At 39.9% G+C, this 25,551-nt stretch carries 24 protein-coding genes and 2 tRNA genes; 19 read left to right on the forward strand and 7 right to left on the reverse strand.

Going from position 1 to position 25,551, the window contains the following annotated elements; genetic code table 11:
* Positions 1 to 65: 65 nt before the first annotated feature.
* The 6 genes from dapD (at position 66) to rpsD (ending at position 4,735) form a co-directional block, all read left to right on the forward strand.
* Entirely contained in the window at positions 66 to 761 is a 696-nt protein-coding gene (gene dapD / locus JKP71_RS03210) for a 2,3,4,5-tetrahydropyridine-2,6-dicarboxylate N-acetyltransferase (protein ID WP_200407017.1), read from the forward strand.
* Positions 762 to 798: 37 nt separating this feature from the next.
* Complete coding sequence (locus JKP71_RS03215) at positions 799 to 1,935, forward strand: N-acetyldiaminopimelate deacetylase (protein WP_200407018.1); 1,137 nt, start codon at positions 799 to 801, stop codon at positions 1,933 to 1,935.
* A gap of 182 nt (positions 1,936 to 2,117) precedes the next feature.
* Positions 2,118 to 3,209 carry a polysaccharide deacetylase family protein gene (locus JKP71_RS03220; RefSeq protein ID WP_200407019.1) on the forward strand — a complete coding sequence of 364 codons (1,092 nt, stop codon included), beginning with the start codon at positions 2,118 to 2,120 and terminating at the stop codon, positions 3,207 to 3,209.
* Between the two features lie 132 nt (positions 3,210 to 3,341).
* A tRNA-Arg gene (locus JKP71_RS03225) sits at positions 3,342 to 3,415 on the forward strand.
* Between the two features lie 58 nt (positions 3,416 to 3,473).
* Positions 3,474 to 3,547, forward strand: a tRNA-Pro gene (locus JKP71_RS03230).
* Positions 3,548 to 4,123: 576 nt separating this feature from the next.
* Positions 4,124 to 4,735 (forward strand): 30S ribosomal protein S4, encoded by a 612-nt coding sequence (gene rpsD, locus JKP71_RS03235; protein WP_075524886.1) that lies wholly within the window; start codon positions 4,124 to 4,126, stop codon positions 4,733 to 4,735.
* A 50-nt stretch (positions 4,736 to 4,785) separates the two neighbouring features.
* Here rpsD and treR read toward each other — a convergent pair whose 3' ends face one another.
* Positions 4,786 to 5,502, reverse strand: coding sequence for a trehalose operon repressor (gene treR / locus JKP71_RS03240; RefSeq protein WP_200407020.1), 717 nt, complete (start codon positions 5,500 to 5,502; stop codon positions 4,786 to 4,788).
* Between the two features lie 147 nt (positions 5,503 to 5,649).
* Here treR and JKP71_RS03245 point away from each other — a divergent pair, with 147 nt between their 5' ends.
* The 6 genes from JKP71_RS03245 to add all read left to right on the forward strand — a co-directional run bounded on the left by JKP71_RS03245 (position 5,650) and on the right by add (position 13,423).
* Positions 5,650 to 6,135, forward strand: a complete 486-nt coding sequence (locus tag JKP71_RS03245) for a PTS sugar transporter subunit IIA (RefSeq protein WP_200407021.1) — start codon at positions 5,650 to 5,652, stop codon at positions 6,133 to 6,135.
* A gap of 41 nt (positions 6,136 to 6,176) precedes the next feature.
* Entirely contained in the window at positions 6,177 to 7,730 is a 1,554-nt protein-coding gene (locus tag JKP71_RS03250; RefSeq protein WP_075524883.1) for a PTS transporter subunit EIIC, read from the forward strand.
* 55 nt (positions 7,731 to 7,785) lie between these two features.
* Positions 7,786 to 9,396 carry an alpha,alpha-phosphotrehalase gene (gene treC / locus JKP71_RS03255; RefSeq protein ID WP_200407022.1) on the forward strand — a complete coding sequence of 537 codons (1,611 nt, stop codon included), beginning with the start codon at positions 7,786 to 7,788 and terminating at the stop codon, positions 9,394 to 9,396.
* Between the two features lie 72 nt (positions 9,397 to 9,468).
* The gene (locus tag JKP71_RS03260; protein WP_200407023.1) at positions 9,469 to 11,607 is read left to right on the forward strand and encodes a Tex family protein; all 2,139 of its coding nucleotides are present in this window, start codon (positions 9,469 to 9,471) and stop codon (positions 11,605 to 11,607) included.
* A 43-nt stretch (positions 11,608 to 11,650) separates the two neighbouring features.
* The gene (locus JKP71_RS03265) at positions 11,651 to 12,094 is read left to right on the forward strand and encodes a SprT family protein (protein ID WP_200407024.1); all 444 of its coding nucleotides are present in this window, start codon (positions 11,651 to 11,653) and stop codon (positions 12,092 to 12,094) included.
* 294 nt (positions 12,095 to 12,388) lie between these two features.
* Positions 12,389 to 13,423 carry an adenosine deaminase gene (add, locus tag JKP71_RS03270; RefSeq protein WP_200407025.1) on the forward strand — a complete coding sequence of 345 codons (1,035 nt, stop codon included), beginning with the start codon at positions 12,389 to 12,391 and terminating at the stop codon, positions 13,421 to 13,423.
* A 39-nt stretch (positions 13,424 to 13,462) separates the two neighbouring features.
* Here add and JKP71_RS03275 read toward each other — a convergent pair whose 3' ends face one another.
* From JKP71_RS03275 to JKP71_RS03290, 4 genes are all read right to left on the reverse strand, one after another.
* Positions 13,463 to 14,026 (reverse strand): hypothetical protein, encoded by a 564-nt coding sequence (locus tag JKP71_RS03275; protein WP_200407026.1) that lies wholly within the window; start codon positions 14,024 to 14,026, stop codon positions 13,463 to 13,465.
* Between the two features lie 11 nt (positions 14,027 to 14,037).
* Complete coding sequence (locus tag JKP71_RS03280) at positions 14,038 to 15,123, reverse strand: NlpC/P60 family protein (protein WP_200407027.1); 1,086 nt, start codon at positions 15,121 to 15,123, stop codon at positions 14,038 to 14,040.
* Positions 15,124 to 15,464: 341 nt separating this feature from the next.
* The gene (gene rnjA / locus JKP71_RS03285) at positions 15,465 to 17,150 is read right to left on the reverse strand and encodes a ribonuclease J1 (protein WP_075524876.1); all 1,686 of its coding nucleotides are present in this window, start codon (positions 17,148 to 17,150) and stop codon (positions 15,465 to 15,467) included.
* 207 nt (positions 17,151 to 17,357) lie between these two features.
* Complete coding sequence (locus JKP71_RS03290) at positions 17,358 to 17,588, reverse strand: RNA polymerase epsilon subunit (protein WP_075524875.1); 231 nt, start codon at positions 17,586 to 17,588, stop codon at positions 17,358 to 17,360.
* 208 nt (positions 17,589 to 17,796) lie between these two features.
* Here JKP71_RS03290 and tsaB point away from each other — a divergent pair, with 208 nt between their 5' ends.
* The 5 genes from tsaB to JKP71_RS03315 are packed head-to-tail and all read left to right on the forward strand — an operon-like array spanning position 17,797 to position 20,727.
* On the forward strand, positions 17,797 to 18,522 hold the full coding sequence (tsaB, locus tag JKP71_RS03295; RefSeq protein WP_200407028.1) for a tRNA (adenosine(37)-N6)-threonylcarbamoyltransferase complex dimerization subunit type 1 TsaB: 726 nt from the start codon (positions 17,797 to 17,799) through the stop codon (positions 18,520 to 18,522).
* The gene (gene rimI, locus JKP71_RS03300) at positions 18,476 to 19,051 is read left to right on the forward strand and encodes a ribosomal protein S18-alanine N-acetyltransferase (protein ID WP_075524873.1); all 576 of its coding nucleotides are present in this window, start codon (positions 18,476 to 18,478) and stop codon (positions 19,049 to 19,051) included. Before tsaB ends, rimI (JKP71_RS03300) begins: the two co-directional genes overlap by 47 nt.
* Positions 19,041 to 19,484 carry a ribosomal protein S18-alanine N-acetyltransferase gene (rimI, locus tag JKP71_RS03305; RefSeq protein WP_075524872.1) on the forward strand — a complete coding sequence of 148 codons (444 nt, stop codon included), beginning with the start codon at positions 19,041 to 19,043 and terminating at the stop codon, positions 19,482 to 19,484. The genes rimI (JKP71_RS03300) and rimI (JKP71_RS03305) overlap by 11 nt, the downstream gene beginning before the upstream one ends.
* A 2-nt stretch (positions 19,485 to 19,486) precedes the next feature.
* On the forward strand, positions 19,487 to 20,527 hold the full coding sequence (tsaD, locus tag JKP71_RS03310) for a tRNA (adenosine(37)-N6)-threonylcarbamoyltransferase complex transferase subunit TsaD (RefSeq protein WP_200407029.1): 1,041 nt from the start codon (positions 19,487 to 19,489) through the stop codon (positions 20,525 to 20,527).
* Positions 20,527 to 20,727 (forward strand): DUF4649 family protein, encoded by a 201-nt coding sequence (locus JKP71_RS03315; protein ID WP_003131704.1) that lies wholly within the window; start codon positions 20,527 to 20,529, stop codon positions 20,725 to 20,727. The genes tsaD and JKP71_RS03315 overlap by 1 nt, the downstream gene beginning before the upstream one ends.
* A 40-nt stretch (positions 20,728 to 20,767) precedes the next feature.
* Here JKP71_RS03315 and JKP71_RS03320 read toward each other — a convergent pair whose 3' ends face one another.
* Both JKP71_RS03320 and JKP71_RS03325 read right to left on the reverse strand, forming a co-directional pair.
* The gene (locus JKP71_RS03320; protein WP_234446103.1) at positions 20,768 to 21,058 is read right to left on the reverse strand and encodes a hypothetical protein; all 291 of its coding nucleotides are present in this window, start codon (positions 21,056 to 21,058) and stop codon (positions 20,768 to 20,770) included.
* Positions 21,059 to 21,158: 100 nt separating this feature from the next.
* Positions 21,159 to 21,947 (reverse strand): hypothetical protein, encoded by a 789-nt coding sequence (locus JKP71_RS03325; protein ID WP_200407030.1) that lies wholly within the window; start codon positions 21,945 to 21,947, stop codon positions 21,159 to 21,161.
* Between the two features lie 345 nt (positions 21,948 to 22,292).
* Between JKP71_RS03325 and JKP71_RS03330 the strand changes: the two genes are divergently transcribed.
* A complete protein-coding gene (locus JKP71_RS03330; protein WP_200407031.1) occupies positions 22,293 to 22,775 on the forward strand; it encodes a thiol peroxidase in 483 nt (160 codons plus the stop codon).
* A 216-nt stretch (positions 22,776 to 22,991) separates the two neighbouring features.
* Complete coding sequence (locus tag JKP71_RS03335; RefSeq protein ID WP_200407032.1) at positions 22,992 to 25,532, forward strand: M1 family metallopeptidase; 2,541 nt, start codon at positions 22,992 to 22,994, stop codon at positions 25,530 to 25,532.
* The last annotated feature ends 19 nt before the right edge of the window (positions 25,533 to 25,551 follow it).

Below are 25,551 nucleotides of genomic sequence, written 5' to 3' on the forward strand. Positions count from 1 at the left end.
ATTTACTGACCGAGCGGTCAGTAAAATTTTTAGGTATAATTATCAGAAAAAGGAGAAAATTCAAAATGGATGCACAAAAATTAACAGCTCAAGAAATTATTCAATTTATCGGCTCTGCTCCGAAACAAACCAAAGTAAAGGTCACACTCGCCCAGCCCTTGAGTGAGCTTCCCTCAGAAGTTTTGCAATTGGGTAATGTCCTTTTCGGAGACTGGCAAAACATTAAGCCATTACTGACAGGACTGTCAGAGCATAAAGACTATGTCGTGGAATTTGACGGACGTAATTCTGCTGTTCCACTACTGGATACGCGAGCTATTAATGCCCGTATTGAGCCAGGAGCTATTATTCGAGACCAAGTAAGTATTGGGGATAATGCGGTTATTATGATGGGAGCGATTATTAACATTGGGGCTGAAATTGGGACAGGGACGATGATTGATATGGGAGCAGTTTTGGGTGGACGTGCGATTGTCGGAAACAATGCTCATATTGGTGCAGGTGCAGTGCTTGCTGGTGTTATTGAACCGGCCAGTGCTCAACCCGTTCGAATTGGAGACAATGTGCTTGTTGGAGCAAATGCGGTCGTCATTGAGGGTGTACAAGTCGGTAAAGGTGCAGTAGTTGCAGCTGGCGCAATTGTGACTGAAGATGTTCCAGAAAATGTTGTCGTAGCAGGTGTACCTGCTCGAATTATTAAAAAAATTGATGCAAAAACACAGCAAAAGACAGCACTGGAAGATGCGCTAAGAAATTTGTAATATCAAAAAGAATTATCAGCTAGTAAAAGGAGAAGCCATGCTTGATCTCATTTCAATTCGTCGTCACCTCCATCAAATTCCTGAAATTGGACTTCAAGAGTTTGAGACACAAAAGTATTTGCTTGAAATAATTAAGGAGCTCAGTCAAAATAAGTCCTTTTTTCATGTGAAAACTTGGCAGACGGGAATTCTCGTATTCCTGAAAGGAAGCGCACCGACAAAAACGGTGGGCTGGCGTACTGATATAGATGGGCTTCCTATTGAAGAGCACACGGGGCTTTCTTTTGCTAGTAAAAATGGCTGTATGCATGCCTGTGGGCACGACATCCATATGACAGTCGCATTGGGGCTGTTAGAACAATTGAGTAGTAAGCAACCCAAAGAAAACCTCCTCTTTCTTTTTCAACCTGCTGAGGAAAATGAGGCAGGTGGAAAGCTCCTGTATGATGCTCAAGCCTTTGGGGAATGGACACCCGATGAGTTTTATGGCATCCACGTACGCCCGGATTTAAATGTTGGAGACATTGCAACGAACGCCCAAACCCTTTTTGCGGGAACTTGTGAGGTCGAACTCACTTTTTGGGGGACAGGAGGACATGCAGCTTTTCCACATGAAGCAAACGATGCGCTCGTTGCTGCAAGTTACTTTATTACGCAAGTCCAGACGATTGTGAGTCGTAATATTGATCCGCTCGCCTCAGCTGTTGTAACCTTTGGAAAATTGGAGGCAGGCACCACGAATAATGTCATTGCCGAAAGTGCCTTTTTGCACGGTACAATTCGAAGTTTGACCCAAGAAGTTAATCAAATTACACAACGTCGTCTCCGTGAATTAGCCGAAGGAATTGCTAAATCTTTTAATTTAAAACTAGATCTTCACTTGAAACAAGGAGGCTATCTTCCTGTTCAAAATAATCCCAAATTGGCTCAACAAGCCATGCGATTTTTTGAGGAACAACCTGAAGTCAACCTCATTGACATTGCTCCTGCGATGACGGGGGAAGATTTTGGCTACCTCCTCAATAAGATCCCTGGTGTAATGTTTTGGTTGGGAATTGATAGTCCAGCAGCCTTACACTCACAAAAGATGATGCCCAACGAAGCAGCAATTCCATTTGCCGTTAAGGAAATAGGGAAATTTTTAGAACAAAAGGTTGGCAATATTAAAAAGTAAGAAAGAGAACGTACGTGCGCTCTTTTTTTAACGGGTTAGATTACTAGAAAAATTACGAAAATGTAAGTTGATTTAATGATGTAAAATGTTATGATAGAGGAAGAAAAAGAGTGAAAACAGTCTCCATTAGTGAGACTTTTACACTTTTTAAATGTTTAGGAGGAGTAGGAAAAGAAAAGGAGATGGCTAGGAAACTTAGCAGAAGATTAAAACACACTCAACATTTAATATGGGGGATTCCTGTAGGACTTGTAATTATTTTAGCACTTGCCATGAGTGTTGGGCATTATGTTCATACTCAAAAAATAAAAGAACGTGAACGCCTTACGTATCAAAGACAAGTACAAACAGCTGAGCAAGCTAAAAATCTTGCCTATCATTCACACAAAAAAGATGATATTCAATCTGCCAAAAAACTGATTAACAAGTTACAACCCAAGGAAAGACATGCGCTTAATCGCGGGATGGCTCAGCTAGTAACTTGCATTGCAGATATTGACAAAGCCAAAGCGCTGATCAATCAAGAACAACAAACTGTGACAGAAGAGGGAATAAAGCAAGCTGAGCGCCAACTTAAATTTTTAGATAAGCCTGAAGAACGAGATGAACGATTGGCTTTAAGTCATCAAATCAAGATTGCCCAAAAACGACTTGCTCTTCAAAAAAAATTAAAAGATAAAAAATTGATTGCGTTGACCTTTGATGACGGCCCAAGCCCTCTTACGACACCGCAACTTTTGAAAACTTTACGTCAAGAAGCTGTTCCAGCAACATTTTTTGCTTTGGGAAGCCAAGCCCAGTGTTATCCGAAGTTAATCAAAGAGGAAAATGATTTGGGAAATGAAGTAGCCTCTCACACGTGGGATCATAAAAATTTAGTAACCTTATCACCACAGGATGAAAAGCAAGAAATCGAGAGTGCCAATCATTTAATTAACAAACTCACAGGGAAACAAGTCTCCTTATTTAGACCGCCTTATGGCAGTTACAATGATACAGTACTAGCGCAAACGAATTTAAGCGCTGTGAATTGGACAGTGGACACGAACGATTGGCGTTATCGTACCAGTGAGCCTGTGGTAGCAAACGCTCTAACCTATGCACATGATGGTGCGATTATTTTGATGCATGATATCCACCAGTGGTCAGTAGAGGCGGTGCCACAAATTATTCAAAAGTTGAAAGCTCAAGGCTATACTTTTGTTACAGTTAGTACGTTATTGGACGTACAAGACGGTGGAGCAAAAGCTCACCAAGTATATTTTGGAAGATAGAATTAAAAAAGGATGTGAAAGAGCCATCCTTTTTGTGATGAGTCTTATTTTCGAAAAAGAAAAAGGGAAATGAGTTTATTCTTGACAAGATTTAATAAACTTGATATACTAATATAGTCGTTTGAGAGAAACGCAGGCGTGGCTCAACTGGATAGAGTACCTGACTACGAATCAGGCGGTTGTAGGTTCGAATCCTACCGCTTGCATAAACAGAATATGGCGTAAGTCATTTTTTTGTTGGAATAGCTTATTAAATATTTGCTACGGGAAGTAGCTCAGCTTGGTAGAGTACTTGGTTTGGGACCAAGGTGTCGCAGGTTCGAATCCTGTCTTCCCGATTACCGACTAACCCTAACACCTCTTTTGTGGAGGTGTTTTTTAATAGGGAATCCTTGTCCTCCTCTCTAATTCTTGAAAGTGGTACTGAGATATGATAAAATTCAAATGAATAGAGTGTGTAGAGAAACTTTAAAGGAACACACGTGGAGAAAGGAGCCCACATGGCATATAAATCACATAAATTTGGTAAACGTAACGGTAAAAAACATTTTAACGCTGTAGGCGTAAGAACTGTAGCAAAACCAGAAACTAAAGAAGCTAAAAAAGAAGAAAAATAATTTTTTAGACTGAACTTAGTAGATCCTATTGGATAATCTGCGCAACTCATCTCTTAGAGGTGAGTTTTTTGAAAGTCAATTTACTTAATCCCAGTAAAGAGCTCTAAGTTGTTGACAAATAAAGGATTTTTGATATAATTATAAAGTTGAATATAGCAGTCAGCTAGAAAGCTCGTCAACATTTTGCTAAGTTCCATCTGGAATTTCCTAAAGTAACTGAAGCTATAAGCGAAAGTAAAATGAACGAATTCGAGGCTGTCGATATTCTTCAAATAAAATATTTGGAGGACATAAAATATGTCACGTTATACTGGTCCATCATGGAAACAATCACGCCGTTACGGTATCTCACTTACTGGTTCTGGTAAAGAAATCGCTCGTCGTAACTACGTACCTGGACAACACGGTCCAAACAACCGTTCAAAACTTTCAGAATACGGTTTGCAACTTGCTGAAAAACAAAAACTTCGTTTTTCTTATGGTGTTTCTGAACGTCAATTCCGTAACTTGTATGTTGCTGCAACTAAAATCAAAGAAGGAACTGTTGGTTTCAACTTCATGACGCTTTTGGAACAACGTCTTGATAACGTTGTTTACCGTCTTGGTCTTGCAACGACTCGTCGTCAAGCACGTCAATTCGTAAACCACGGACACATTCTCGTTGACGGAAAACGCGTTGATATCCCTTCATACCGCGTACAACCTGGTCAAGTCATCTCAGTTCGCGAAAAATCTATGAAAGTTCCTGCAATCCTTGAAGCTGTTGAAGCTACTAAAGGTCGCGCTAACTTCGTATCATTCGATGCTGACAAACTTGAAGGAACGCTTGTTCGTCTTCCAGAACGTGATGAAATCAACCCAGAAATCAATGAAGCATTGATCGTTGAATTCTACAACAAAATGTTGTAATACCAGAATTTATTTCATTAAAAAACTTCTCGTTCGAGAAGTTTTTTTGTTTATCTTTTTTGACGTCGTGCTAGTTCGGTAAAACTAAATTTATCAACTTGATGTCGACTCTCTGTGTACTGGAAAAGGGTATTATCCGATAAGAAAACATGACTTTTGACAGAAACGATGTGTCGGTCTCCCGTTGCAAGCTCAAGCCATTGACGATCATGTTCGTTAATGAAATCAATCGTAATTTCCTTTTGAGCGTAAGCAATTTCAAGGTGACGCTCGTTTTCTAAATAGTCATAGATAGAATCTGCAGCTTGGCTTTTTGATAAGCCTTCGGCATACTCGTAGAGGAGGTAGTCACGGTCAAGCACTATAAACTCACCATCTATTTTGCGACGCCGTAAAATATGAAGAACAGGTACACCTTGAGGAAAGTGCGTAAGCTCGGCTAAGGAGGAATCAACGATGCGTTTTTCAAAGGTGACAACCTCAGTCAAACTATCAAATCCAAGGTAATGTTGCAGTTCTTTGTAACTGGTTAAGCCCGTAATAGGAAAATTAAGACGGTCTCTGGCAATAACGATACTTCCTAAGCCATGTTTGCGCTGTATCCAACCATTTTCCTCAAGTGTTTTTAGAGCTTGTCTCACAGTTGAACGACTGACCTTATAGCGTGTAACCAATTCGTTCTCACTAGGTAAAAGTTCATCCTCTTGGTAAACCCCATCCATAATCATTTTTTCTAAATCTTGAGCGATCATCTCGTATTTATTCATAATCCCATTATATCAAAAGTCGAAGGTTTGAACGTTGGAAAAAACGTAATATTATTGAAATAAAAAAACGCTTGCAGAAAACGGTTTTATAAGCTATAATGAACTTGTACGAACAAGTTGTAGATAAAATAAATATAAGGAGTCCTTATGTTCGGATTTAAAAAAAATAAAGTGACACTAGCAGATGAAGCTCTCTATGCACCAGTTTCTGGGCAGTTAATCCCACTTGAGGAGGTCAGTGATCCTGTTTTTTCAGGAAAAATTATGGGGGATGGCTTTGCAGTAGAACCGTCCTCTGACCAAGTGGTAAGTCCAGCCACGGGAAGAATTTCCATGGTACAAGGTCATGCGATTGGAATCACGCGAGAAGATGGTCTTGAAATATTACTTCATTTAGGGATTGATACAGTCAGTCTTAATGGAGTCCCTTTTGAACTTGATGTTAAAGTGGGCACAACTGTTAAAGGAGGAGACCGCTTGGGGAAAGTGGATTGGCATCAAGTTGAAGTTGCGGGTCTTGAAAAAACGACAATGGTTTTAATCACAAATACGGCAGATAGACTCGAAAAAATTGAGATCAACTATGGAGACGTAGCACTTGGCGAACGTGTGGGTCAAGCTTTATCAAAATAAAATGAGAGAGCGCTAGGTAAAACTAGCTTCAGGAGAAAATTATGTCAAAATATACACAGTTGGCGTCAGACATTATTAAAAATGTAGGGGGGCCAGAAAATATCACAAAGGTTATCCACTGCATCACACGCCTGCGTTTTACCTTGAAGGATAAGGATAAAGCAAACCAAGCAGAATTACAGAAGTTAAAAGCTCCAGGTGTTCCAGCCGTAACGGCACTTTATAATGCTAATCTTGATCAATATCAAGTGGTAATTGGACAGGCTATCGAAGATGTTTACGATGAAGTAGTGGCGCAATTGGGGAATAGTGTGGCCACAGCTACGGAAACTTCAGAAATGACTGCTGAAAAGAAGGGATCAAAAAATCCAATTATACGAGCCTTTCAAGTTGTCATAGGAACGATTACTGGCTCGATGATTCCAATCATTGGTCTCTTAGCAGCAGGTGGGATGATCAATGGGCTTCTTGCGATTTTTGTTAAGGGAAATCGCTTGATTGAGGTCATTGACCCAGCAAGTTCAACATATATCATTGTTTCCACGCTTGCAATGACTCCCTTTTATTTTCTTCCAGTTCTTGTAGGGTTTTCTGCAGCAAAACAGTTAGCTCCAAAAGATGGCTCTCTTCAGTTTATAGGGGCGGCTGTTGGTGGCTTTATGATTAATCCAGGATTGATGAATCTCGTCAATCCTACAATTTCGGGTGATAAGGTCGTTCCTGCACCAGAAGCTGTTGCACATTTCCTGGGTGTAACTTTCAATACTTCTTATTTTGGAATCCCCGTTGCTTTACCGAACTATGCCTATACGATTTTCCCAATCATTGTGGCCGTAGCGATTGCTAAGCCTTTGAATGCTTGGTTGAAACAGGCTCTCCCTCTAGCTCTACGACCAATATTTCAGCCAATGATTACTTTCTTTATCACGGCTTCAATCGTTTTACTTTTGGTAGGTCCTGTCATTTCAACGATTTCTTCTGGCCTATCCTTTGTGATTGATCACATCTTGTCGCTTAATCTAGGAATTGCTAGTATCATCGTGGGCGGCCTCTATCAATGCTTGGTAATTTTTGGTTTGCATTGGTTAGTTGTTCCCCTTATTTCCCAAGAATTGGCAGCTACTGGAGCGAGTTCGTTGAATATGATTGTTTCTTTCACGATGCTTGCTCAAGGTGTAGGGGCATTGACTGTCTTTTTCAAAACTAAAAAAGCAGATCTTAAAGGATTAGCTGCACCAGCAGCAATCTCAGCTTTCTGTGGTGTTACTGAGCCTGCTATGTACGGAATTAATTTAAAATATATTCGAGTTTTCATTATGAGCTCGATTGGAGCGGCAATTGGGGCTGGGGTCGCTGGATTTGGCAATCTAAAAATGTTTGGTTTTTCAGGCTCTTTGATTGGCTTTCCAAATTTTATCTCTAATCCGCTGACGCATCAAGCGCCGGCTGGTAATTTGATGCTCTTTTGGATTGCAACGGTTGTCTGTATGGTGGCAACTTTCCTCCTTGTCTGGTTCTTTGGCTACAAGGATACTGATGTGATGGGCACTGGGGTTGAAAAGAAAAATGCTTTTAAAGATGCGGTTAATAAATAAAGAGAGTTAGTCAGACTACGGTTACTAATTTGAATTTGAAATGAAGGGAAACGTAATGTCTTTTCACAATAAAGTAATTTATCAAATCTATCCAAAATCGTTTTTGGATACAACAGGGACTGGGATTGGTGATTTGCGAGGAGTGAGTCAAAAATTGCCCTATTTGGCAGACCTTGGTGTCGATATGGTTTGGCTCAATCCATTTTATCCAAGTCCTCAAAAGGACAGTGGGTATGATATTTCGGATTATAAAGGGATAGATCCCCGATTTGGCACGTGGGCAGATTTTGATGAGATGGTGTCCAAAGGGAAAAGTCATGGTATTGAATTTATGTTAGACATGGTTTTAAACCATGTGTCTATCGAGCATGAGTGGTTTCAAAAAGCTCTTGCTGGTGATAAGTACTATCAAGACTATTTCATTATTCGGGATGAGCCAACGGATTGGCAATCTAAGTTTGGTGGAAATGCGTGGGCACCTTTTGGCAATACGGGCAAATATTATCTTCATCTTTATGATGTGAGTCAAGCTGACCTTAATTGGCGAAATGAAAATGTGCAGCGCGAATTAATTGATGTTGTGAATTTCTGGCGAAATAAAGGCATTTCTGGATTCCGTTTTGATGTCATTAATGTCATCGGAAAAGATGAAGAGTTAAAAAATAATTCACAAAATGAAGGAAAACCTGAGTACACAGATAAGCCAATTGTTCACGATTATTTGCAAATGTTAAATGCAGCAAGTTTTGGAAAAGATGGGGAAAACTCGGTTACAGTAGGAGAGATGAGCTCTACTACGATTGAAAATAGCGTGCTTTATACCCAACCAGAACGGCATGAACTTTCGATGGTCTTTAATTTTCATCATTTGAAGGTGGATTATGAAGAGGGACAAAAGTGGACAAAAGTACCTTTTGATTTTGAAAAATTGAAAAATCTTTTTCATGAATGGGGAGAGAAGATGTCAGAAGCTGACGGCTGGAATGCTCTTTTCTGGAACAATCATGATCAACCAAGAGCGCTTAATCGCTTTGTCGATGTGGAAAATTACAGAGTTAAAGGGGCGACGATGTTGGCAGCAAGTATTCACTTGAGTCGTGGTACGCCTTTTATCTACATGGGAGAAGAAATTGGGATGGTGGATCCAGATTTCGCTTCTATTGAAGATTATGTGGATGTGGAGGCAACAAATGCGTATGACCGCCTCTTACAAAGTGGCAAAACAAAAGCGGAAGCGTTTGATATTGTAAAAGCTAAGGCGCGAGATAATTCGCGTACGCCTATGCAGTGGGATGATTCAGCACAGGCTGGTTTTACGAGTGGAGTCCCTTGGTTGAAGCTTGGCTCACATCGAGCTATCAATGTTAAAGCAGAAAAAAATGGAGAAATTTTTAACTTTTATAAGAAGTTAATCCGCTTAAGAAAAACAGAGAAAATTATTTCTGAGGGAACTTATCATGCAGCCTTAATAGATTCTCCTGAAATTTATGCCTTTGAAAGATCTTATGGCGAGCAGCGTCTTTTGGTCTTGAATAATTTTACTGACAAGGCTGTAAGCTTGGAGCTACCCTCTGATTATGCGAATGGGAAGGTTCTTATTAGTAATTATAAGGGCTTTGATGGGACAAAATTGCAAGCTTATCAAACGGTTGCGATTTTACGATAAAAAGGAAGGCTCAAAGGAGCCTTTTTTGATTTTTACAGGAGGTTCTGCTTATAAAAATGTTAAAATAGAGAGATGGATAATGTTAAAAAAATTGCTGAAATGTTGAAAATCAAACATTCGCAAGTTGAAAAAGTATTAGAATTAACTGCAGAGGGAAACACTGTCCCTTTCATTGCACGCTACCGTAAGGAAGCAACGGGATCGCTGGATGAGGTGGAAATCAAACGCATCATCGATGAAAATAGCCAGCTGACCAAGCTGTCAGAACGTAAAACGGCGGTCCTATCTAAAATCGAGGCTTCTGGTAAATTGACAGAGGCGCTCAAAAGTCAAATCTTAGCTGCTGAAAAGTTAGCAGAGGTGGAAGATTTGTACTTACCTTATAAGGAAAAACGGCGTACAAAAGCTACAATTGCCAAGGAAAATGGTCTTTTCCCCTTGGCTCAATTGATCGTTAAAAATACAGCCCATCTTGAAAAAGAGGCAGAAGCATTTGTTACTGACCAAGTGGTCAGCGTGGACAAAGCTATTGAAGGGGCTATTGATATTTTAGCGGAAGCAATCTCTGAGGATGCACGTTTACGCAGTTGGTTGACAGGTGAGATTAAACAAAATAGTTTACTGACGAGTCACCTGAAAAAAGAGGCGGTGGATGAGAAACAAGTTTTCCAAATGTACTATGATTTTTCTGAAAAAGTTTCAGAACTTCCTAACTATCGGGTGCTTGCGCTTAATCGGGGGGAAAAGCTAGGAATTCTTACGGTAAAATTTGAACATAATGAAGACAAAATCTTGCGTTATTTTGCGGCTCGTTTTGCCGCTCAAAACAACCAAGCGATGCAACAAGCTATAAAAGAAGCAGTCAAGAAAAAACTGATTCCTGCCATGGAGCGGACGGTACGTAACGAATTGTCTGAAAAGGCGGAGCTTGCGGCCATCGAAGTTTTTGGCGAAAATTTGAAAAATCTGTTGTTGGTGGCTCCGCTTAAAGGCCGTGTAGTCATGGGATTTGACCCTGCTTACCGTACTGGAGCGAAACTTGCTATTGTTGATGAAACCGGTAAATTATTGATGACAACGGTCATCTATCCTGTGAAACCGGCCAATGCTGGTCAAATTGCTCAAGCGAAAAAAGATTTAGCAAAATTCATTCGAGAATATAGTGTAAATATGATTGCGATTGGGAATGGAACGGCCAGTCGTGAATCTGAAAGTTTTGTTGCAGAAGTACTTAAGGAAAATAATTTTTCTGATGTTTATTATGTGATTGTCAGTGAATCTGGAGCCTCTGTTTATTCAGCGAGTGAGTTGGCACGTGAAGAATTTCCAGAATTGACCGTTGAAAAACGTTCAGCAATTTCGATTGCGCGCCGCTTGCAAGATCCACTGGCTGAACTTGTAAAAATCGAACCAAAAGCTATTGGTGTTGGTCAATATCAACATGATGTTTCTGAGAAAAAATTAACAGAAAATCTCGATTTTGTCGTGGAAACCGTCGTTAACCAAGTTGGTGTCAATGTCAATACAGCCAGTCCTAGTTTGCTTTCACATGTAGCCGGCCTTAATAAGACTTTGGCACAGAATGTAGTCAAATATCGTGAAGAAAATGGCGCACTCAAAACAAGAGCGGAACTAAAAAAAGTCCCACGTTTGGGAGCTAAGGCATTTGAACAAGCGGCAGGTTTCTTAAGAATTCCAGAAGGTAAAAATTTCCTTGACAACACTGGGGTTCACCCAGAATCTTACGCTGTTGCCAAGCAGCTTTTAGTCGAGATCGGAGCTGATAAAACAGATGAAGATTTACTGACGGCGCTGTCAGCTGTCAATGTGTCGGAAATGGCCCCCAAACTTGGTGTCGGAAAGGAAACGCTCCAAGATATCATCAGTGATTTACAAAAGCCTGGTCGCGATTTGCGGGATAGTTTTGATGCACCGATTTTGCGTCAAGATGTCTTGTCTGCAGGTGACTTACGCATTGGTCAGCAACTAGAAGGTGTGGTCCGTAATGTGGTTGATTTTGGTGCTTTTATTGATATCGGTATCAAAAACGATGGTTTAGCTCATGTTTCTGATTTAAGCAAACAATTCGTAAAAAATCCGAGTGATGTAGTAGCAGTTGGGCAAATCGTAACGGTTTGGGTCAAATCGCTTGATTTACAACGTGGTAAAATTAATTTGACTTTAGTTAATCCTCGGGAAAAGGAAGCATAAAAATTTTGACCAGAGCATCAGCCGGTCATGGAAAAGGAGAGAAATGCTTAGCAATCAGGAATTAACAGAAAAAGTACGGCAACTTTCGCTTCTTTATTTTAAGCAGCCTTTCATCCATGAAGCATTTTGGAATCAACGTCTACGAACGACAGGAGGACGTTTTTTCCCAAAAGATTTACACCTTGATTTTAATCCAAAAATGGCAGCACTAACCGAATTCGATGGAGTAATTTTGCATGAGCTTACCCACTATCATCTTTATCGAGCAAAAAAAGGTTATCAACACCGGGATGCCGATTTTAAGAAACTTTTGGCACAAGTAGGCGGTTTGCGTTATGCTCCCTCTGTTGCTAAGAGGTCAACCCGTTATATTTATAGCTGTCAGAGTTGTCAGCAACTCTATCAGCGTCAAAGGAAAATTGATATTAAAAAATATCGCTGTGGAAAATGCCGAGGAATTTTGTGCTTGAAAAAGACTATTTCATAAAAAAATAGTCTTTTTTATTACGATTTAGACGTAGCTTATCCACATTTACCCCTACTTTTCCCCAAAACCTGTGTATAAAGCACACTATTTTGGGGATAATTGAGAAAAAAAGGCTCAACTCAGCAAAAGATTTTGTTATCCACAAGGGAATAAAAAAATATCGCAGAATCGTTGCATTTTAGATAAAAAAGTCGTAGAATAGTAAAAATACATTTCGAAGGAAATTCGAGTCTCTGGCTCGAAATCTTTTATAATGTGAAGAAATACTGGGAAAACATAGAAAAGGGGAAAATCGTGCTCAATTCAAAAATTATTGCTCAAATGCCAAAGGTTGAACTTCATTGCCATTTAGACGGCTCATTAAGTCTTGCTTGTATTAAGGACTTGGCGAAAAATGCTGGGATAAACCTAGAACTGACTGATGAGGAGATTTTGAAAAAAGCACAGGCACCAGAAAATACTCGAAATTTATTAGAATATCTCGCTCGCTTTGACTTTGTCCTGCCACTTTTACAAACCTATAAGAACCTAGAGCTAGCAGCTTACGATGTCGTTCAACAGGCAGCTAAAGATAATGTAAAGTATATCGAAATACGTTTTGCGCCAAGTCAACACCTCCAAGAGAACCTGACGCTAGAAGAAGCTGTCGAAGCCGTGATTGCGGGTTTGGCACGGGCAGAAAACGATTTTGATATTAGGGCAAATGCACTGGTCTGCGGGCTTAAACAAGAACCTATTGAGAAACTTTCCAAACTTCCCCTCTTATTTGATGAAATTACTGATGAACATTTAGTTGGTTTTGATATGGCTGGTGATGAGCTTAATTACCCACAAGAAAAGTTTGCTACTCTACTTGGTGAAATCACCATGAGAGGAGTTCATGTCACTTTGCATGCAGGTGAATGCCCACATTGTGAGCAAAATGTACTGGATGCTGTGGAAATGGGAGCCACACGGATTGGTCATGGCATCATGACGAAGAATCTACCGCAGAATCAACAAACCATGATGGTTGAACGCCGTATTGTGCTAGAAATGGCTCCGACCAGCAATTTTCAAACCAAGGCAGTAGAAAGTGTTGCTGCATATCCTTTTAAAGATTTTTATGATAAAGGGCTACATGTCACGCTCAACACCGACAATCGGACGGTTTCAGCCACAACATTGCAAAAGGAATATGAAAAGATTTCTAAATGGTACCCTGATTTTGGACTTGCTGATTTTGAAAAAATCAATCATTATGCGATTGATGGGGCCTTCATTGGACAAGCAGAAAAAGAAAACCTGCACGAACAGTTTTCCAAAGCTTACCAAGCGCTTTCTGAATAATTGATGAAATTGAAAACACCAGCTCAAAGCTGGTGTTTTTTAGTCTTGTAGAAGAGGGTAAGGATAGGCTTTCCACGCGACACCTTCGTAGCGCCAGCCCAGCTTAACTAAGCTATCACGCTCAAAAGCGCTCATGGTGTAATGATGGCTACCCACTGTCGCATTGGGATTGTAGAGCCGATAAACGGGTGATCCGCCTTTAGTAACGGTTGGGAACCAAAAGAAATCTCCATCATCAAGCCAACCAGAATGTTTTAACACAGAATTTTTTTCATAGAGGGAGGAGGTGTAGAAATGCTCGCCAGCGATAGAGTTGTAGATACGGTAAACAGTACGATATTTTTCGGGATTTGGATACCAATCAGCGCTTGGAGGTTTTGGTACTTCCCAAGCAGAACCCTCGTACCTCCAACCAATATGACATAATACTTCGACTTCAGCTCCGCGCATTGTGAAGAGATGTTCGCCTGAATTTGGATTGTAGAGACGCAAAATTGGTACTCTTGTTGTTGAGGGACTAGTTTGGGCTACTGTTGTCTGGATATTAAATGAAAGTGTCACACAAAAGATAACTAGAAAAACTAGTATAACTGATTTTTTCATTGTTAAACCTCCTAAAAAGTTCTAACCGCATACCAGCCAATATTTTCATAGTTCCATCCTACTTTTACCAAGTTGTTTTTTTCGGCAGCACTCGTTGTGTAGTGATGTTCGCCAGAGTTTGGATTGTAAAGTCGATAGTCTGCTACGCTTCCGCCAGACATCCATGCTGTTCCTTCGTTTTTCCAGCCAGCTTTGACTAAGCTATCTCGTTCATAGGTACTTGTGGTATAGTGGTGTAAACCATTGTTTGGATTGTAGAGGCGATAGACAGCTGTTCCTGTTGTTGGAGCAACCCAACCAACTCGCTCATAGGTCCATCCAGCAATTTTTAGTTGAGTCGCTTCATATACTGAGGAAGTATAGTGATGAAGTCCAGAGTTTGGATTATACAGTCTAAAGATGTACCTTTCGTTACTAGCTTGACCTACAGTTGAAGGTGGTTCCTCGTCCTTGAGATCCGCAGCACTGAGTACGCGACGAGCAAATTGCGGTTTGTACGTTGTTCTTGAGCCAATAACTACTTTTCCATAACCAGATGAGGCGTGGATATATTGTCCGTTACCGATATAGATACCAACGTGTTGGCTATTGCCCTTTGTGCCCCAAAACAATAAATCTCCAACTTTTAAACTACCTAATGATACTTCCGTTCCTTGTTTTTCTTGTTCTGTTGTTGTTCGAGGTAAGCTCATGTTAATTGCAGTTTTATAGACATATTGAACTAAACTAGAACAATCAAATCTATCGCTTCCGGTTGCCCCATAATAATAGGGCTTTCCTAGTTGTGCGTATGCTAATGTGACGAGCGCCGTTTGTTTAGCTGAAGCTTTGGTGTCAGTAGCATTAGTTGAAGGTTCAGAGCCTTTTGTTGAACCGTAGATAATATTTGCATTACTCAGAGGTTCGGACTCTAAATTTGGGGTTACAAAACCACGAGTATCTTCTTCAGTTACAGAGAACTCTTTCTCGTCATCTGTTGTAGCAGAGACAGGTGGTGGTGAAAAAGGTTTTTTTAAGATGAAATGTTTAGGAGAGGAGATTAGTGTGATGCTTAAAAGTGAGAGGCTTCCGACGATAAATTTGAATTTTTTCTTCATAATGGTTCCTCCGCATTAAATATTTTAGTTTTACTGTTTGCTATTTGTTTCAATTATAGCGTAAAATTAATAAAATAATCAGAAAAATGCAAAAATACTCAAAATGGTGGTATAAAAAACTCCTAGCTTTGGCTAGGAGTTTCGACTATTAGTTCTTTTTCAGCGTTGGTAGGTTTTCGAACAGCAGCTTTCCGCCGACAGCGATGTTAGAAAAACCTAGATTGTGGCTTCTGGCAGTTCTGGGATTCCAACGGCATATTCTGTAGTTTTTTGAGCAAAGGGGCTTTTTGACTGGTCGTCATTGCATCGCTTTCGTATATGATAGCTAGTATACGCTTTTATTACTTCTTATCAGGTGTCATAATCATTGGGACAACCAATGGTGAGCGTTCTGTTTGTTTGTAAAGGAATGGTGACAAGGCTTCGCGCATGGCACGAGCTACGGAGGCTTCGTTGGCATTTTCCTCTAACATGGCTTCACGAATCGCATTGAAGAGGACACGTTGGCCAGAGCGTATTAAATCACCAGACTCACGCATGTAGATGAATCCACGTGAAAGCATATCAGGACCAGCAAGAACAGTTTTATTTTCAAAATCGACTGTGGCTACGGCCAGAACGATACCATCTTCGGAAAGTTCATGACGATCGTGCAAGACCGCGTTACCGACGTCACCAATTCCTGAACCGTCAACGTAAGTATCAGCCGCTGGGAAATGATCAGCATATCTAGCACTGTCGGCGGTCAAAGCAAGGACGTCACCATTTTCTTGAATGAAACAATTTTCTTTAGGAACACCAGTATCTTGAGCAAGTCCAGCGTGAATTTTGAGCATCCGGTATTCACCATGGACAGGCATAAAGTATTTTGGTTTAATCAAGCGGAGCATAAGTTTTTGTTCTTGTTGTCCACCATGACCAGAGGTGTGGATATTGTTCATCTTACCATAGATGACTTCAACGCCAGCTTCAGAAATTTTGTTAATTAATTGATTAACCCCGTGGGTATTTCCAGGAATGGCATTGGATGAGAAGACAACCGTATCGCCCATTTGTAAGGTAATGTGACGGTGCATTCCATTGGCAATTCTTGAGAGTGCAGCCATTGGCTCACCTTGGGAACCGGTACACATAATCAAAAGTTCATGTGAAGCGTATTGATTAACTTCATTTGGTTCAATGAAGGTTCCTTTAGGCGCTTTGATATAACCGAGCTCTAAACCATTAACAATGGCTTTTTCCATTGAGCGACCGAACACGACGATTTTACGTCCTGTTTTTACGGCACCATCAACGGCTTGTTGCAAACGGAAAATATTTGAGGCGAAAGAAGCGAAAATAATTCGACCTTCAATGCGTTCAAAGATTTTCATGATGCTTGCGCCGACGACTTTTTCAGAATGTGAAAAAGTAGGGATTTCAGCGTTAGTAGAGTCAGACAGCAATAGCAGAACCCCTTCTGAGCCAAGTTGTGCCATGCGGTGCAAGTCTGCTGGAACCCCAACTGGTGTGAAGTCAAATTTAAAGTCACCTGTTGCCACAATTTTCCCCTGTGGGGTGTCGACAACGACAGCGATAGGTTCTGGAATCGAGTGTGTTGTGCTAAAGAAACTGAGGCTTAAATGGTTAAATTTAATTTCGCTGTCGGGATGAATTTCAAAAAGTTTAGCATCTCGTAAAAGCCCATGTTCTTCGAGTTTTCCGCGAATCAATGCTAAGGAAAGTGGACCCGCATAGATAGGAATATTGGCTTGTTTTAAAAGGAAAGGAATCCCACCGATGTGGTCTTCGTGTCCGTGCGTGATGAAAAGTCCCTTGATGCGGTCAATGTTTTCAACGATATAAGAGTAATCCGGTATAACATAATCGACACCAAGTAAGTCATCTTCTGGGAATTTGATTCCGGCATCGATGATGACAATTTCATCTTTGTATTCTACACCATAGGTGTTTTTACCGATCTCACCGAGCCCGCCAATAGCGTACACGGCAACTTCATCGGCCTTTATTTTAAGTTGTTTAGGCATGTTTCTCCTGTTCTAAGCGATGAAGAAAAACTGAAAGTTCAGAGTTTTTCAGGCTTCTTCAACATATATTTTAGTATTTATAATTTTTTTATTAAGTTAAAGTCACTGACAGCTCTGTCAGTTATATTAGGGTACAACAAAATCACTTTAGACCTTTATCAGTTCTGACAAAAATCTAAAGTGCTTCTCTTTGTGATTAAATCAGTATTAGAAGCTTGTAATTTCAAATACGCCAGTTTCTTTTTCATATTCGACGGCTTCATCCGAGAGGGAATCGATAAATTCCACGTGATAAGGGGTTTTGGTTGCAAGGAGTTCGCGCGCAGCGATGATTCCTTCTTCCTTAGTAGCGACATCAAGGTCAAGGTAGAGTGTCTCAGTTGTTTCACGGCGTGGTGAACGGCTTTTATCTTTTTGATAGAAAACTTTAAAAATCATTTCTGTATTGACGAGCCAAGGCTCGTTCCTTTCATAGTAGTTCGTGTTTGCTTTGCAATTAGTATTATTTTAGCATAAATGGCTGAAAATAGGAAGTTGTGTCTTTATTTTTGGTGGGTAACGCTTACATGTGACGTGTGGGTGGAAGTTGCTGCTCAAGCGTGGTAAAATAAAAGGAAAGACTCTAGAGAAAATAAATAGGTAAAGTATGAATATATTAGCATTGGACAGTTCATCAAAAGCATTGTCAGTCGCTTTAGTAGCTGATGGAAATGTCCTCGGTGAGCTCACATTAAATTCAAAGAAAAATCATAGCACGACTTTAATGACTTCTATTGATTTTTTACTCGCTCAAGCTGGTATTGAACCGACCGCTTTAGATCGTATTGTCGTAGCAAAAGGTCCAGGTTCTTACACAGGTTTGCGACTTGCGGCAACCGTAGGGAAAACCTTGGCTTTTAGTTTAGACAAAGAGTTGGTAGGAGTATCAAGCTTATTGGCGATTGCTAAACGGAGGCAAGATCATCAGGCGTTTGTGGTACCCCTTTTGGATGCCCGCAGAGGGAATGCCTATGCAGCCGTCTACAAAAACGGTGAGCAAATAGTGGCAGATCAACATTGTGTCTTTAGTGAGTTTTTGGTAGACTTAGCAGCGAAGGTCAATGATTTTAGTCGCGTCATTTTTACGGGTGAAACTGAGAATTTTATTAAAGATATTGAACGAGCAGGCTTTGATCAGTCACAAATTGTGACTGATAGCCTGACCAAGTTACCATCAGCTTACCAAATCGCCCGCATTGGCGAAAGGTTAGAAGCCGAGAACGTACACAGTTTTGTACCGAATTACCTCAAAAAAGTTGAGGCAGAAGAGAAATGGTTGGAAACGCATGAAAAAGATGAAAACGCTGCTGACGACTACGTTCAGAGGGTTTAGTGGAAAAAAATTTAACCCACGTCGCTATTTAGAAATGACCGATGTGGAGTTGGAATTGGATAAGAATGGTGTTCATTATCGTTTGGCAGAACGCTCAGACATCGTGGCTTTACTTGCGATAGAGCGAGATGTTTATAATGGGGACATTCCTTGGACTTTTTCACATTTTGAGCATGAAATTGTCAAAAATGAAGAAGCATTCTTTATCGTGGCTGAGATTGCGGGAAGTGTGGTAGGTTTTATCGGGACACGTATTAATCATCACGGACAAGATGCGCATATTACTAATTTGGCGGTATTTAAAGCCTTTCAAGGACAACAAATTGCTTCAAATTTGATTGGTCAACTGGTCCAACTGATGCAAGCTCTAGGCAAAAATGAGATGACACTAGAAGTGCGGCGAGATAACACAAAAGCACAAGGTCTCTATCGTCGTCAAGGATTTTCGACAGATAAGTTACTTCCTGCCTATTATGAAGATGGAAGTGATGCCATCTGGATGGTCAAAAAGCTAAAAAATGGAAATTAAATCGGTAGAATGCTCAAAGTATTCACTGACAGAGCTGTCAGTCCTACTTTTTGAGCTTCTTGAAGCGACATATGTGCAGTCACCCTGGTCAGAGAAATACCTTATGACCGATTTAGAGGCCACAACTTCCCATTATTTATTAGCCTTCGAGCGCGGACGGCTTATTGGGATGCTGGCCTTTAGTCGTTTGATGGATGAGTTAGAAATTACCAATCTGGCCGTGCATCCAGAATTTCAAGGTCAAGGCATTGCCACAAAGTTACTGACAGAGCTGTCAGCATTTCCAGGGCAGTTATTTTTAGAAGTGAGAGCCTCTAACCATGCAGCTCGCCACTGTTATGAAAAATTTGGTTTTAAGATTTATCATACAAGAAAAAATTATTATGACAAACCTCTTGAAGATGCTTTGTTAATGAGAAAAGAGCAATTTTAAAAATGAAAGATAATTATATATTAGCCTTTGAAACTTCATGTGATGAGACTTCAGTGGCAATTTTAAAGAATGGAAATGAATTATTATGTAATATCATTGCCAGTCAAATCAATAGTCATAAACGTTTTGGTGGAGTTGTGCCAGAAATTGCCAGCCGTCATCACGTCGAACAAATTACAGTATGTATTGAAGCAGCTCTTGAAGAATCGGAAATTTCGGCTGACCAACTGACGGCCGTTGCGGTGACCGAAGGTCCAGGCTTAAACGGCGCCTTGTTAGTTGGAATTATGGCCGCGAAAACGTTTGCATGGGCAAATCATCTGCCTTTGATTCCAGTCAATCACATGGCCGGTCATTTGATGGCTGCAAGTTTAGTGGATACCATTGAATATCCAGCTATGGCCCTTTTGGTTTCAGGGGGACATTCTGAACTTGTTTACGTAGAAAAAGAAGGAAGCTATAAAAAAGTTGGTGAAACGCGTGACGATGCTGCCGGAGAAGCTTATGACAAAGTGGGTCGAGTGATGGGCTTGACTTATCCGAGTGGAAAAGTCATTGATGAATTAGCACATAAAGGAGCTGATACTTACAATTTCCCACGCGCAATGATGAACACCCACGAAGTAGAATTTAGCTTTTCTGGCTTAAAATCAGCCTTTATCAATCTCGTTCATAACGAAAATCAAAAAGGTAATGATGTTGTAGCCAATGATTTAGAAAATTTAGCGGCTTCCTTTCAAGCTGCGGTCGTTGATGTCTTGATGGCCAAAACCAAATTAGCCATGGAAAAATATCCAGTAAAAACGCTCATAATTGGCGGTGGAGTATCAGCAAATCAGGGCTTACGCGAACGTTTGTCAGCAGAAATTACTGACGAAAAGTTAATTATTCCTCCTTTAAGACTTTGTGGTGACAACGCTGGAATGATTGCAGCAGCAGCATATATTGAGTGGAAAAAAGGTTTGGAAAATGTTCAAGCAGGATTAGATTTAAATGCAAAACCGAGTCTCGTTTTTGAAGACATAGAAGAAGGAGAAGTTTAATGATGAAATTAATTGGAAAACTTCAAAATGGCATGACCTTTACTGAAGAATTTGACGGAGTCAACGATTTCCTAGCCCTTCAACAAAGCGATTATAATGCCATTGCTGATGAAATTGAAGTTGTTGAAGTAAAAATTGCTGATGAAGTCCTTGATTTTAAAGGAAATATGGGTCAACTTTACTATGAACTAATGAAATAAATAAAAAAGTTACTGACAGTTCTGTCAGTAACTTTTTTATTTAGAGTTGATTAATCATTAATATTTTTGTCTGTGGAAAACTTTCTTTAAGCTGTTTCAGATGAAGTCTGAGCTCTGGATAACAAAAGATATAATCAATTATTTCATTTTTTTTCGTCAGTAATTCGGACAAATATATTTTTTGAAGTTGAATGTCATTACCAACTATCTCTTGAGCTTTTTTTAACCAAAGTTTTTCCATTTCTTTGTAAGCAAACATTTTTCCAATTGGTAATCCCGCGGGTGTTTCTAGCGATTTGTCATTGCCAAGTAGCAGATAAGCAGTAGTCATGTAACCGCCTCCTTTTACTATATTATAACTCGACAAAAAAAGATTAGCAAGGGGAACTTCACAGATTGGGAGTCCTATTGTCATCTTTTAGTAAGAATTACTAAACTACAGATAATTCATGAATTGTCCGTCCTTCTTTATCGACCAATTGTAACCAGCTATTCGTTCCAGCAAAGTAAAGAAAATGCCCGACTTCATTGACTGAGCGCAGGATGATATCTTCTGTAGTGATAAAAAGGTTGGGGTCCCAGCTTGCTTGTTGTTCTTCGCGCAAGGTTTGGGTGAAACGATAGGCAAGCCCTGGTGTTCCATCTGCTTTAAGTCCGCCGGTGGGGGCCAGTTTTGCCCCAGCTTTGATCACAAGCTGATTAGATTTTTGCCAAACAACCGTTGCTTGGCTATCGGTGCGCTTGACGAAAAATTCTATATTAGCTAAGGACTTATTCCAACGGTGTTGTGCTTTTGCTGAGCTGAATTTTTTCTTTTCCAGCTTAATCCCAAATGTATTTAAGACTTCTAAAAGCTCATCAGTGGCTTTGTTACAGCTGCTCACGAGATTTTTAGGAATTTTGACTGGTTCTGGTTTAGCGCGTAAGCTAAGCCCAGCCTCTTCAGCAAGATTAACCAAATGCTGCGTGAGCGCGGCAAGGGGTAAATCATAGGCCGTAGTATTCCATCTGACAACTCGGTCAAATTCTAATTTAGGAAGAAGGGTCAAGTCAGCTGCAATGACTCTGATCTGCCCCATTTTAACGAGTAAAAACAGCTCATTATCCTCTAAATCAAAGCGCGTGTGTTTTTGATCAAGAAGACTTAGAGTAGCGCCGCTTGGCAGTTCAATTTCTATGCTGTGCTCCATCAAAGTCACAGTAAACGTAAAATTTTTCATAGGTTCATTATAGCAAAATAAGCCAAAGTAAATGTACTGACTGCTCCGTCAGTGGATGGCTGATGAACATTCTAGGAGGTACTTGTTAAGCTTAAGTTGAGTATCTGCTAAGTTTTTGTAAAGCTTTCCTTGCTATACTTTTTTTAGAAAAAAGAAACGAGGTACGTTCGATGAAAAATACAATTAAAATTAAAAATATAGAATATCGTTTTGTTAAATCAGGTAAAATTCCCGCACTCTCTTCTCGTGCTTCTTATGGTTTTCAAGAAAATAAAGCATGAAGTAAGGCCAGCTGTCTGTGACTGTGTTAAAATTAAATTATCTCAATAACTAAGGAGCTAAAGAATGGATTTCGAAATTTTTGTACATGGTGAAAAGGCAGCAGAGTTAAAGCCAGTGACGAGCGGAGCTGCTCCTGATTTTACACTTCTTGACCTCAAAGGAAATGAAATTCGCCTGTCTGAGCTGAAAAAAACAGTCCTGATAAGTGTTTTCCCTAACATTAACACAAGAGTATGTTCCTTACAAACAAAACATTTTAATCAAGAAGCAGCCCACCACCCAGAATTTGATTTTTTGAGTATTTCAAATAATAGTGCGCAAGAGCAACGTCAATGGTGTGCTGCTGAAGGTGTAGATATGACGATTTTATCCGATGATGGGACGTTCGGCCGAGCTTACGGTCTACTGATGGAAACAGGTCCACTCAAAGGACGCTTAGCTCGAGCTGTCTTTGTGATTAAAGCGGGTGAGATTGTTTATCATGAAATCTTGAAAGAAACCTCAGAGGAGCCTAATTATCAAGCTGCGCTCGATGCGGCCCAATAAGTTAATGACAGAGCTGTCAGAAGACAGTTCTTTTTGTGCTTTCATAAAAAATCTATAATATTTGCTAGTACTCGAAATTTTCTAATCAATTTGCTATAATTATATTAATAATGAAAAATTAGGACCACTGTTCAGGATAAAAAGTAAAAAATCATGATTGGCCTTGCCTGACATCATTTTTGCAATTTTGAAAAGGACAGTGGTATAGGAGAAGATATGGCTGTAAAACGTTTAATAGAAGCTTTTGTACCAGAAAATTATAAAATTTTCCTCGATATTGACCGTAAAACCAAGAAAATAAAGGGTCAAGTGGCAATTACTGGGGAAGCAAAAGATAGTGTTATTGCCTTTCATGCCAAAGGGTTACACTTTAATAAAGTTCGTGCTTTTAGTGTCGATACAAACTTCATTGAAAATGAAGAAGATGAAGAAATCGTTGTTAAAATTGGTAAAACAGGGCGCGTGACGGTTTCATTTGAATATGAAGCTGAATTGACGGACAATATGATGGGAATTTACCCTTCATATTATGAAGTCAATGGCGAAAAGAAAATGCTCATTGGTACACAATTTGAAAGCCACTTTGCTCGTCAAGCCTTTCCTTCTATTGATGAACCAGAAGCAAAAGCAACCTTTGATTTGTCAGTAAAATTTGATGAAGAAGAAGGCGACATCATTGTTTCAAACATGCCAGAACTCTTGAATATTAATGGAATTCACGTTTTTGAACGTACTGTCAAAATGAGTTCTTACCTTTTGGCTTTTGTATTCGGTGAACTTCAATTTAAAAAAGGAAAAACAAAATCTGGTGTTGAAGTAGGTGCTTTTGCAACGAAAGCTCATAGTGAAGCTGCGCTTGATTTCCCGCTTGATATTGCCATTCGTTCTATCGAATTTTATGAAGACTACTATAAAACGCCATATCCACTCCCACACAGTTGGCACATTGCCTTACCTGACTTTTCGGCAGGAGCAATGGAAAACTGGGGATGTATCACTTATCGTGAAGTCTGCATGCTTGTTGACCCTGAAAATGCTACTGTACAAAGCAAACAATATGTAGCAACCGTTATTGCACACGAATTGGCACACCAATGGTTCGGCGACTTAGTCACGATGCAATGGTGGGATGATTTGTGGCTCAATGAATCATTTGCTAACAACATGGAATATGTCTGTATAGATGCTTTGGAACCAAGTTGGAATGTTTGGGAATCCTTCTCAATCTCAGAAGCCAATATGGCACTGAATCGTGATGCAACTGATGGCGTCCAATCTGTCCACGTTGAAGTGACTCACCCAGATGAAATTGGAACACTCTTTGACCCAGCAATCGTTTATGCCAAAGGTTCACGTTTGATGGTGATGCTTCGTAAATGGCTTGGGGATGAAGATTTTGCTGCTGGCTTAGCGCTTTACTTCAAACGCCACCAATACGGCAATACAGTCGGAGATAATCTTTGGGATGCCTTGGCTGAAGTCTCTGGAAAAGATGTGGCAGCTTTCATGCATTCATGGGTTAACCAACCAGGCTACCCTGTCGTTACTGCCGAAGTCATTGATGATACTTTAGTTTTGAGTCAAAAACAATTCTTCGTTGGTGAGGGTGCTGATAAAGGACGTTTGTGGAATGTTCCTTTGAATACAAATTGGTCAGGATTGCCAGACTTACTTTCTTCTGAAAAAGTTGAAATTCCTGGTTTTGCTGCTTTGAAAGCAAAAAATAATGGTAAAGCCCTCTTTTTGAATGATGCAAATATGGCTCATTACATTATTGATTACAAAGGACAATTGTTGACAGACCTCCTCTCAGAAGTTGAGACTTTGGAGAATGTCACTAAATTCCAACTCTTGCAAGATCGTAAATTATTGGCTAAAGCAGGTGTCATTTCCTATGCGGATGTCGTAAATATCTTGCCAGCATTTACTAACGAAGAGTCTTACCTTGTTAATACTGGTTTGAGTCAACTCATTAGCGAATTGGAACTTTTTGTTGATGAAGATTCAGAAACTGAAAAAGCTTTCCAAAGCTTGGTAGGAAAACTTTTCGCTAAAAACTATGCTCGCTTAGGCTGGGATAAAGTTGCTGGTGAATCTGCTGGTGATGAGAGTCTTCGTGGAATTGTTTTGAGTAAAACTTTGTATGCTGAGAATGCAGATGCCAAAGCAAAAGCCAGTCAAATCTTTGCAGCACATAAAGAAAATCTAGCAGGAATTCCGGCTGACATTCGTCCAATTGTTTTAAATAATGAAATTAAGACGACAAATTCTGCTGAATTGGTTAAAACTTATCGTGAAACTTATGTTAAAACGAGCTTGCAAGAATTTAAGCGTGAGCTTGAAGGGGCTGTCGCATTAATCAAAGATGAAAAAGTCATTGCTGAATTGCTTGAAAGTTTCAAAAATGCGGATATTGTGAAGCCACAAGATATTGCTTTCTCTTGGTTCTACCTTTTGCGCAATGATTTCTCACAAGATGCTGCTTGGGCTTGGGAAAAAGCAAACTGGGCCTTCCTTGAAGAAAAATTGGGTGGAGATATGAGTTATGATAAATTTGTTATCTATCCAGGAAATACTTTTAAAACTGCTGATAAATTAGCAGAATATAAAGCCTTCTTTGAGCCTAAATTAGAAAATCAAGGCTTGAAACGTTCAATCGAAATGGCAATCAAGCAAATCACAGCACGTGTTGCTTTGATTGATTGCCAAAAGGCTGATGTCGAACAAGCTATTGCAAAAATTGCTGAAGAATTATAATAAATAAAAAAATCACCTT

Source organism: Lactococcus taiwanensis, from assembly GCF_014905395.1.
Taxonomy (GTDB): domain Bacteria; phylum Bacillota; class Bacilli; order Lactobacillales; family Streptococcaceae; genus Lactococcus; species Lactococcus taiwanensis.

What these genes read in the sequence shown, in the direction of transcription:
- tsaB (WP_200407028.1), top strand. Translation starts at nt 17,797, where the DNA reads ATGAATATATTAGCATTGGACAGTTCATCAAAAGCATTGTCAGTCGCT.
- JKP71_RS03265 (WP_200407024.1), top strand. Translation starts at nt 11,651, where the DNA reads ATGCTTAGCAATCAGGAATTAACAGAAAAAGTACGGCAACTTTCGCTT.
- JKP71_RS03250 (WP_075524883.1), top strand. Translation starts at nt 6,177, where the DNA reads ATGTCAAAATATACACAGTTGGCGTCAGACATTATTAAAAATGTAGGG.
- JKP71_RS03275 (WP_200407026.1), bottom strand. Translation starts at nt 14,026, where the DNA reads ATGAAAAAATCAGTTATACTAGTTTTTCTAGTTATCTTTTGTGTGACA.
- dapD (WP_200407017.1), top strand. Translation starts at nt 66, where the DNA reads ATGGATGCACAAAAATTAACAGCTCAAGAAATTATTCAATTTATCGGC.
- rnjA (WP_075524876.1), bottom strand. Translation starts at nt 17,150, where the DNA reads ATGCCTAAACAACTTAAAATAAAGGCCGATGAAGTTGCCGTGTACGCT.
- rpsD (WP_075524886.1), top strand. Translation starts at nt 4,124, where the DNA reads ATGTCACGTTATACTGGTCCATCATGGAAACAATCACGCCGTTACGGT.
- JKP71_RS03215 (WP_200407018.1), top strand. Translation starts at nt 799, where the DNA reads ATGCTTGATCTCATTTCAATTCGTCGTCACCTCCATCAAATTCCTGAA.
- JKP71_RS03245 (WP_200407021.1), top strand. Translation starts at nt 5,650, where the DNA reads ATGTTCGGATTTAAAAAAAATAAAGTGACACTAGCAGATGAAGCTCTC.
- JKP71_RS03335 (WP_200407032.1), top strand. Translation starts at nt 22,992, where the DNA reads ATGGCTGTAAAACGTTTAATAGAAGCTTTTGTACCAGAAAATTATAAA.
- JKP71_RS03325 (WP_200407030.1), bottom strand. Translation starts at nt 21,947, where the DNA reads ATGAAAAATTTTACGTTTACTGTGACTTTGATGGAGCACAGCATAGAA.
- rimI (WP_075524873.1), top strand. Translation starts at nt 18,476, where the DNA reads ATGAAAAAGATGAAAACGCTGCTGACGACTACGTTCAGAGGGTTTAGT.
- JKP71_RS03280 (WP_200407027.1), bottom strand. Translation starts at nt 15,123, where the DNA reads ATGAAGAAAAAATTCAAATTTATCGTCGGAAGCCTCTCACTTTTAAGC.
- JKP71_RS03330 (WP_200407031.1), top strand. Translation starts at nt 22,293, where the DNA reads ATGGATTTCGAAATTTTTGTACATGGTGAAAAGGCAGCAGAGTTAAAG.
- JKP71_RS03315 (WP_003131704.1), top strand. Translation starts at nt 20,527, where the DNA reads ATGATGAAATTAATTGGAAAACTTCAAAATGGCATGACCTTTACTGAA.
- rimI (WP_075524872.1), top strand. Translation starts at nt 19,041, where the DNA reads ATGGAAATTAAATCGGTAGAATGCTCAAAGTATTCACTGACAGAGCTG.
- treR (WP_200407020.1), bottom strand. Translation starts at nt 5,502, where the DNA reads ATGAATAAATACGAGATGATCGCTCAAGATTTAGAAAAAATGATTATG.
- JKP71_RS03260 (WP_200407023.1), top strand. Translation starts at nt 9,469, where the DNA reads ATGGATAATGTTAAAAAAATTGCTGAAATGTTGAAAATCAAACATTCG.
- JKP71_RS03220 (WP_200407019.1), top strand. Translation starts at nt 2,118, where the DNA reads ATGGCTAGGAAACTTAGCAGAAGATTAAAACACACTCAACATTTAATA.
- tsaD (WP_200407029.1), top strand. Translation starts at nt 19,487, where the DNA reads ATGAAAGATAATTATATATTAGCCTTTGAAACTTCATGTGATGAGACT.
- JKP71_RS03320 (WP_234446103.1), bottom strand. Translation starts at nt 21,058, where the DNA reads ATGACTACTGCTTATCTGCTACTTGGCAATGACAAATCGCTAGAAACA.
- treC (WP_200407022.1), top strand. Translation starts at nt 7,786, where the DNA reads ATGTCTTTTCACAATAAAGTAATTTATCAAATCTATCCAAAATCGTTT.
- JKP71_RS03290 (WP_075524875.1), bottom strand. Translation starts at nt 17,588, where the DNA reads ATGATTTTTAAAGTTTTCTATCAAAAAGATAAAAGCCGTTCACCACGC.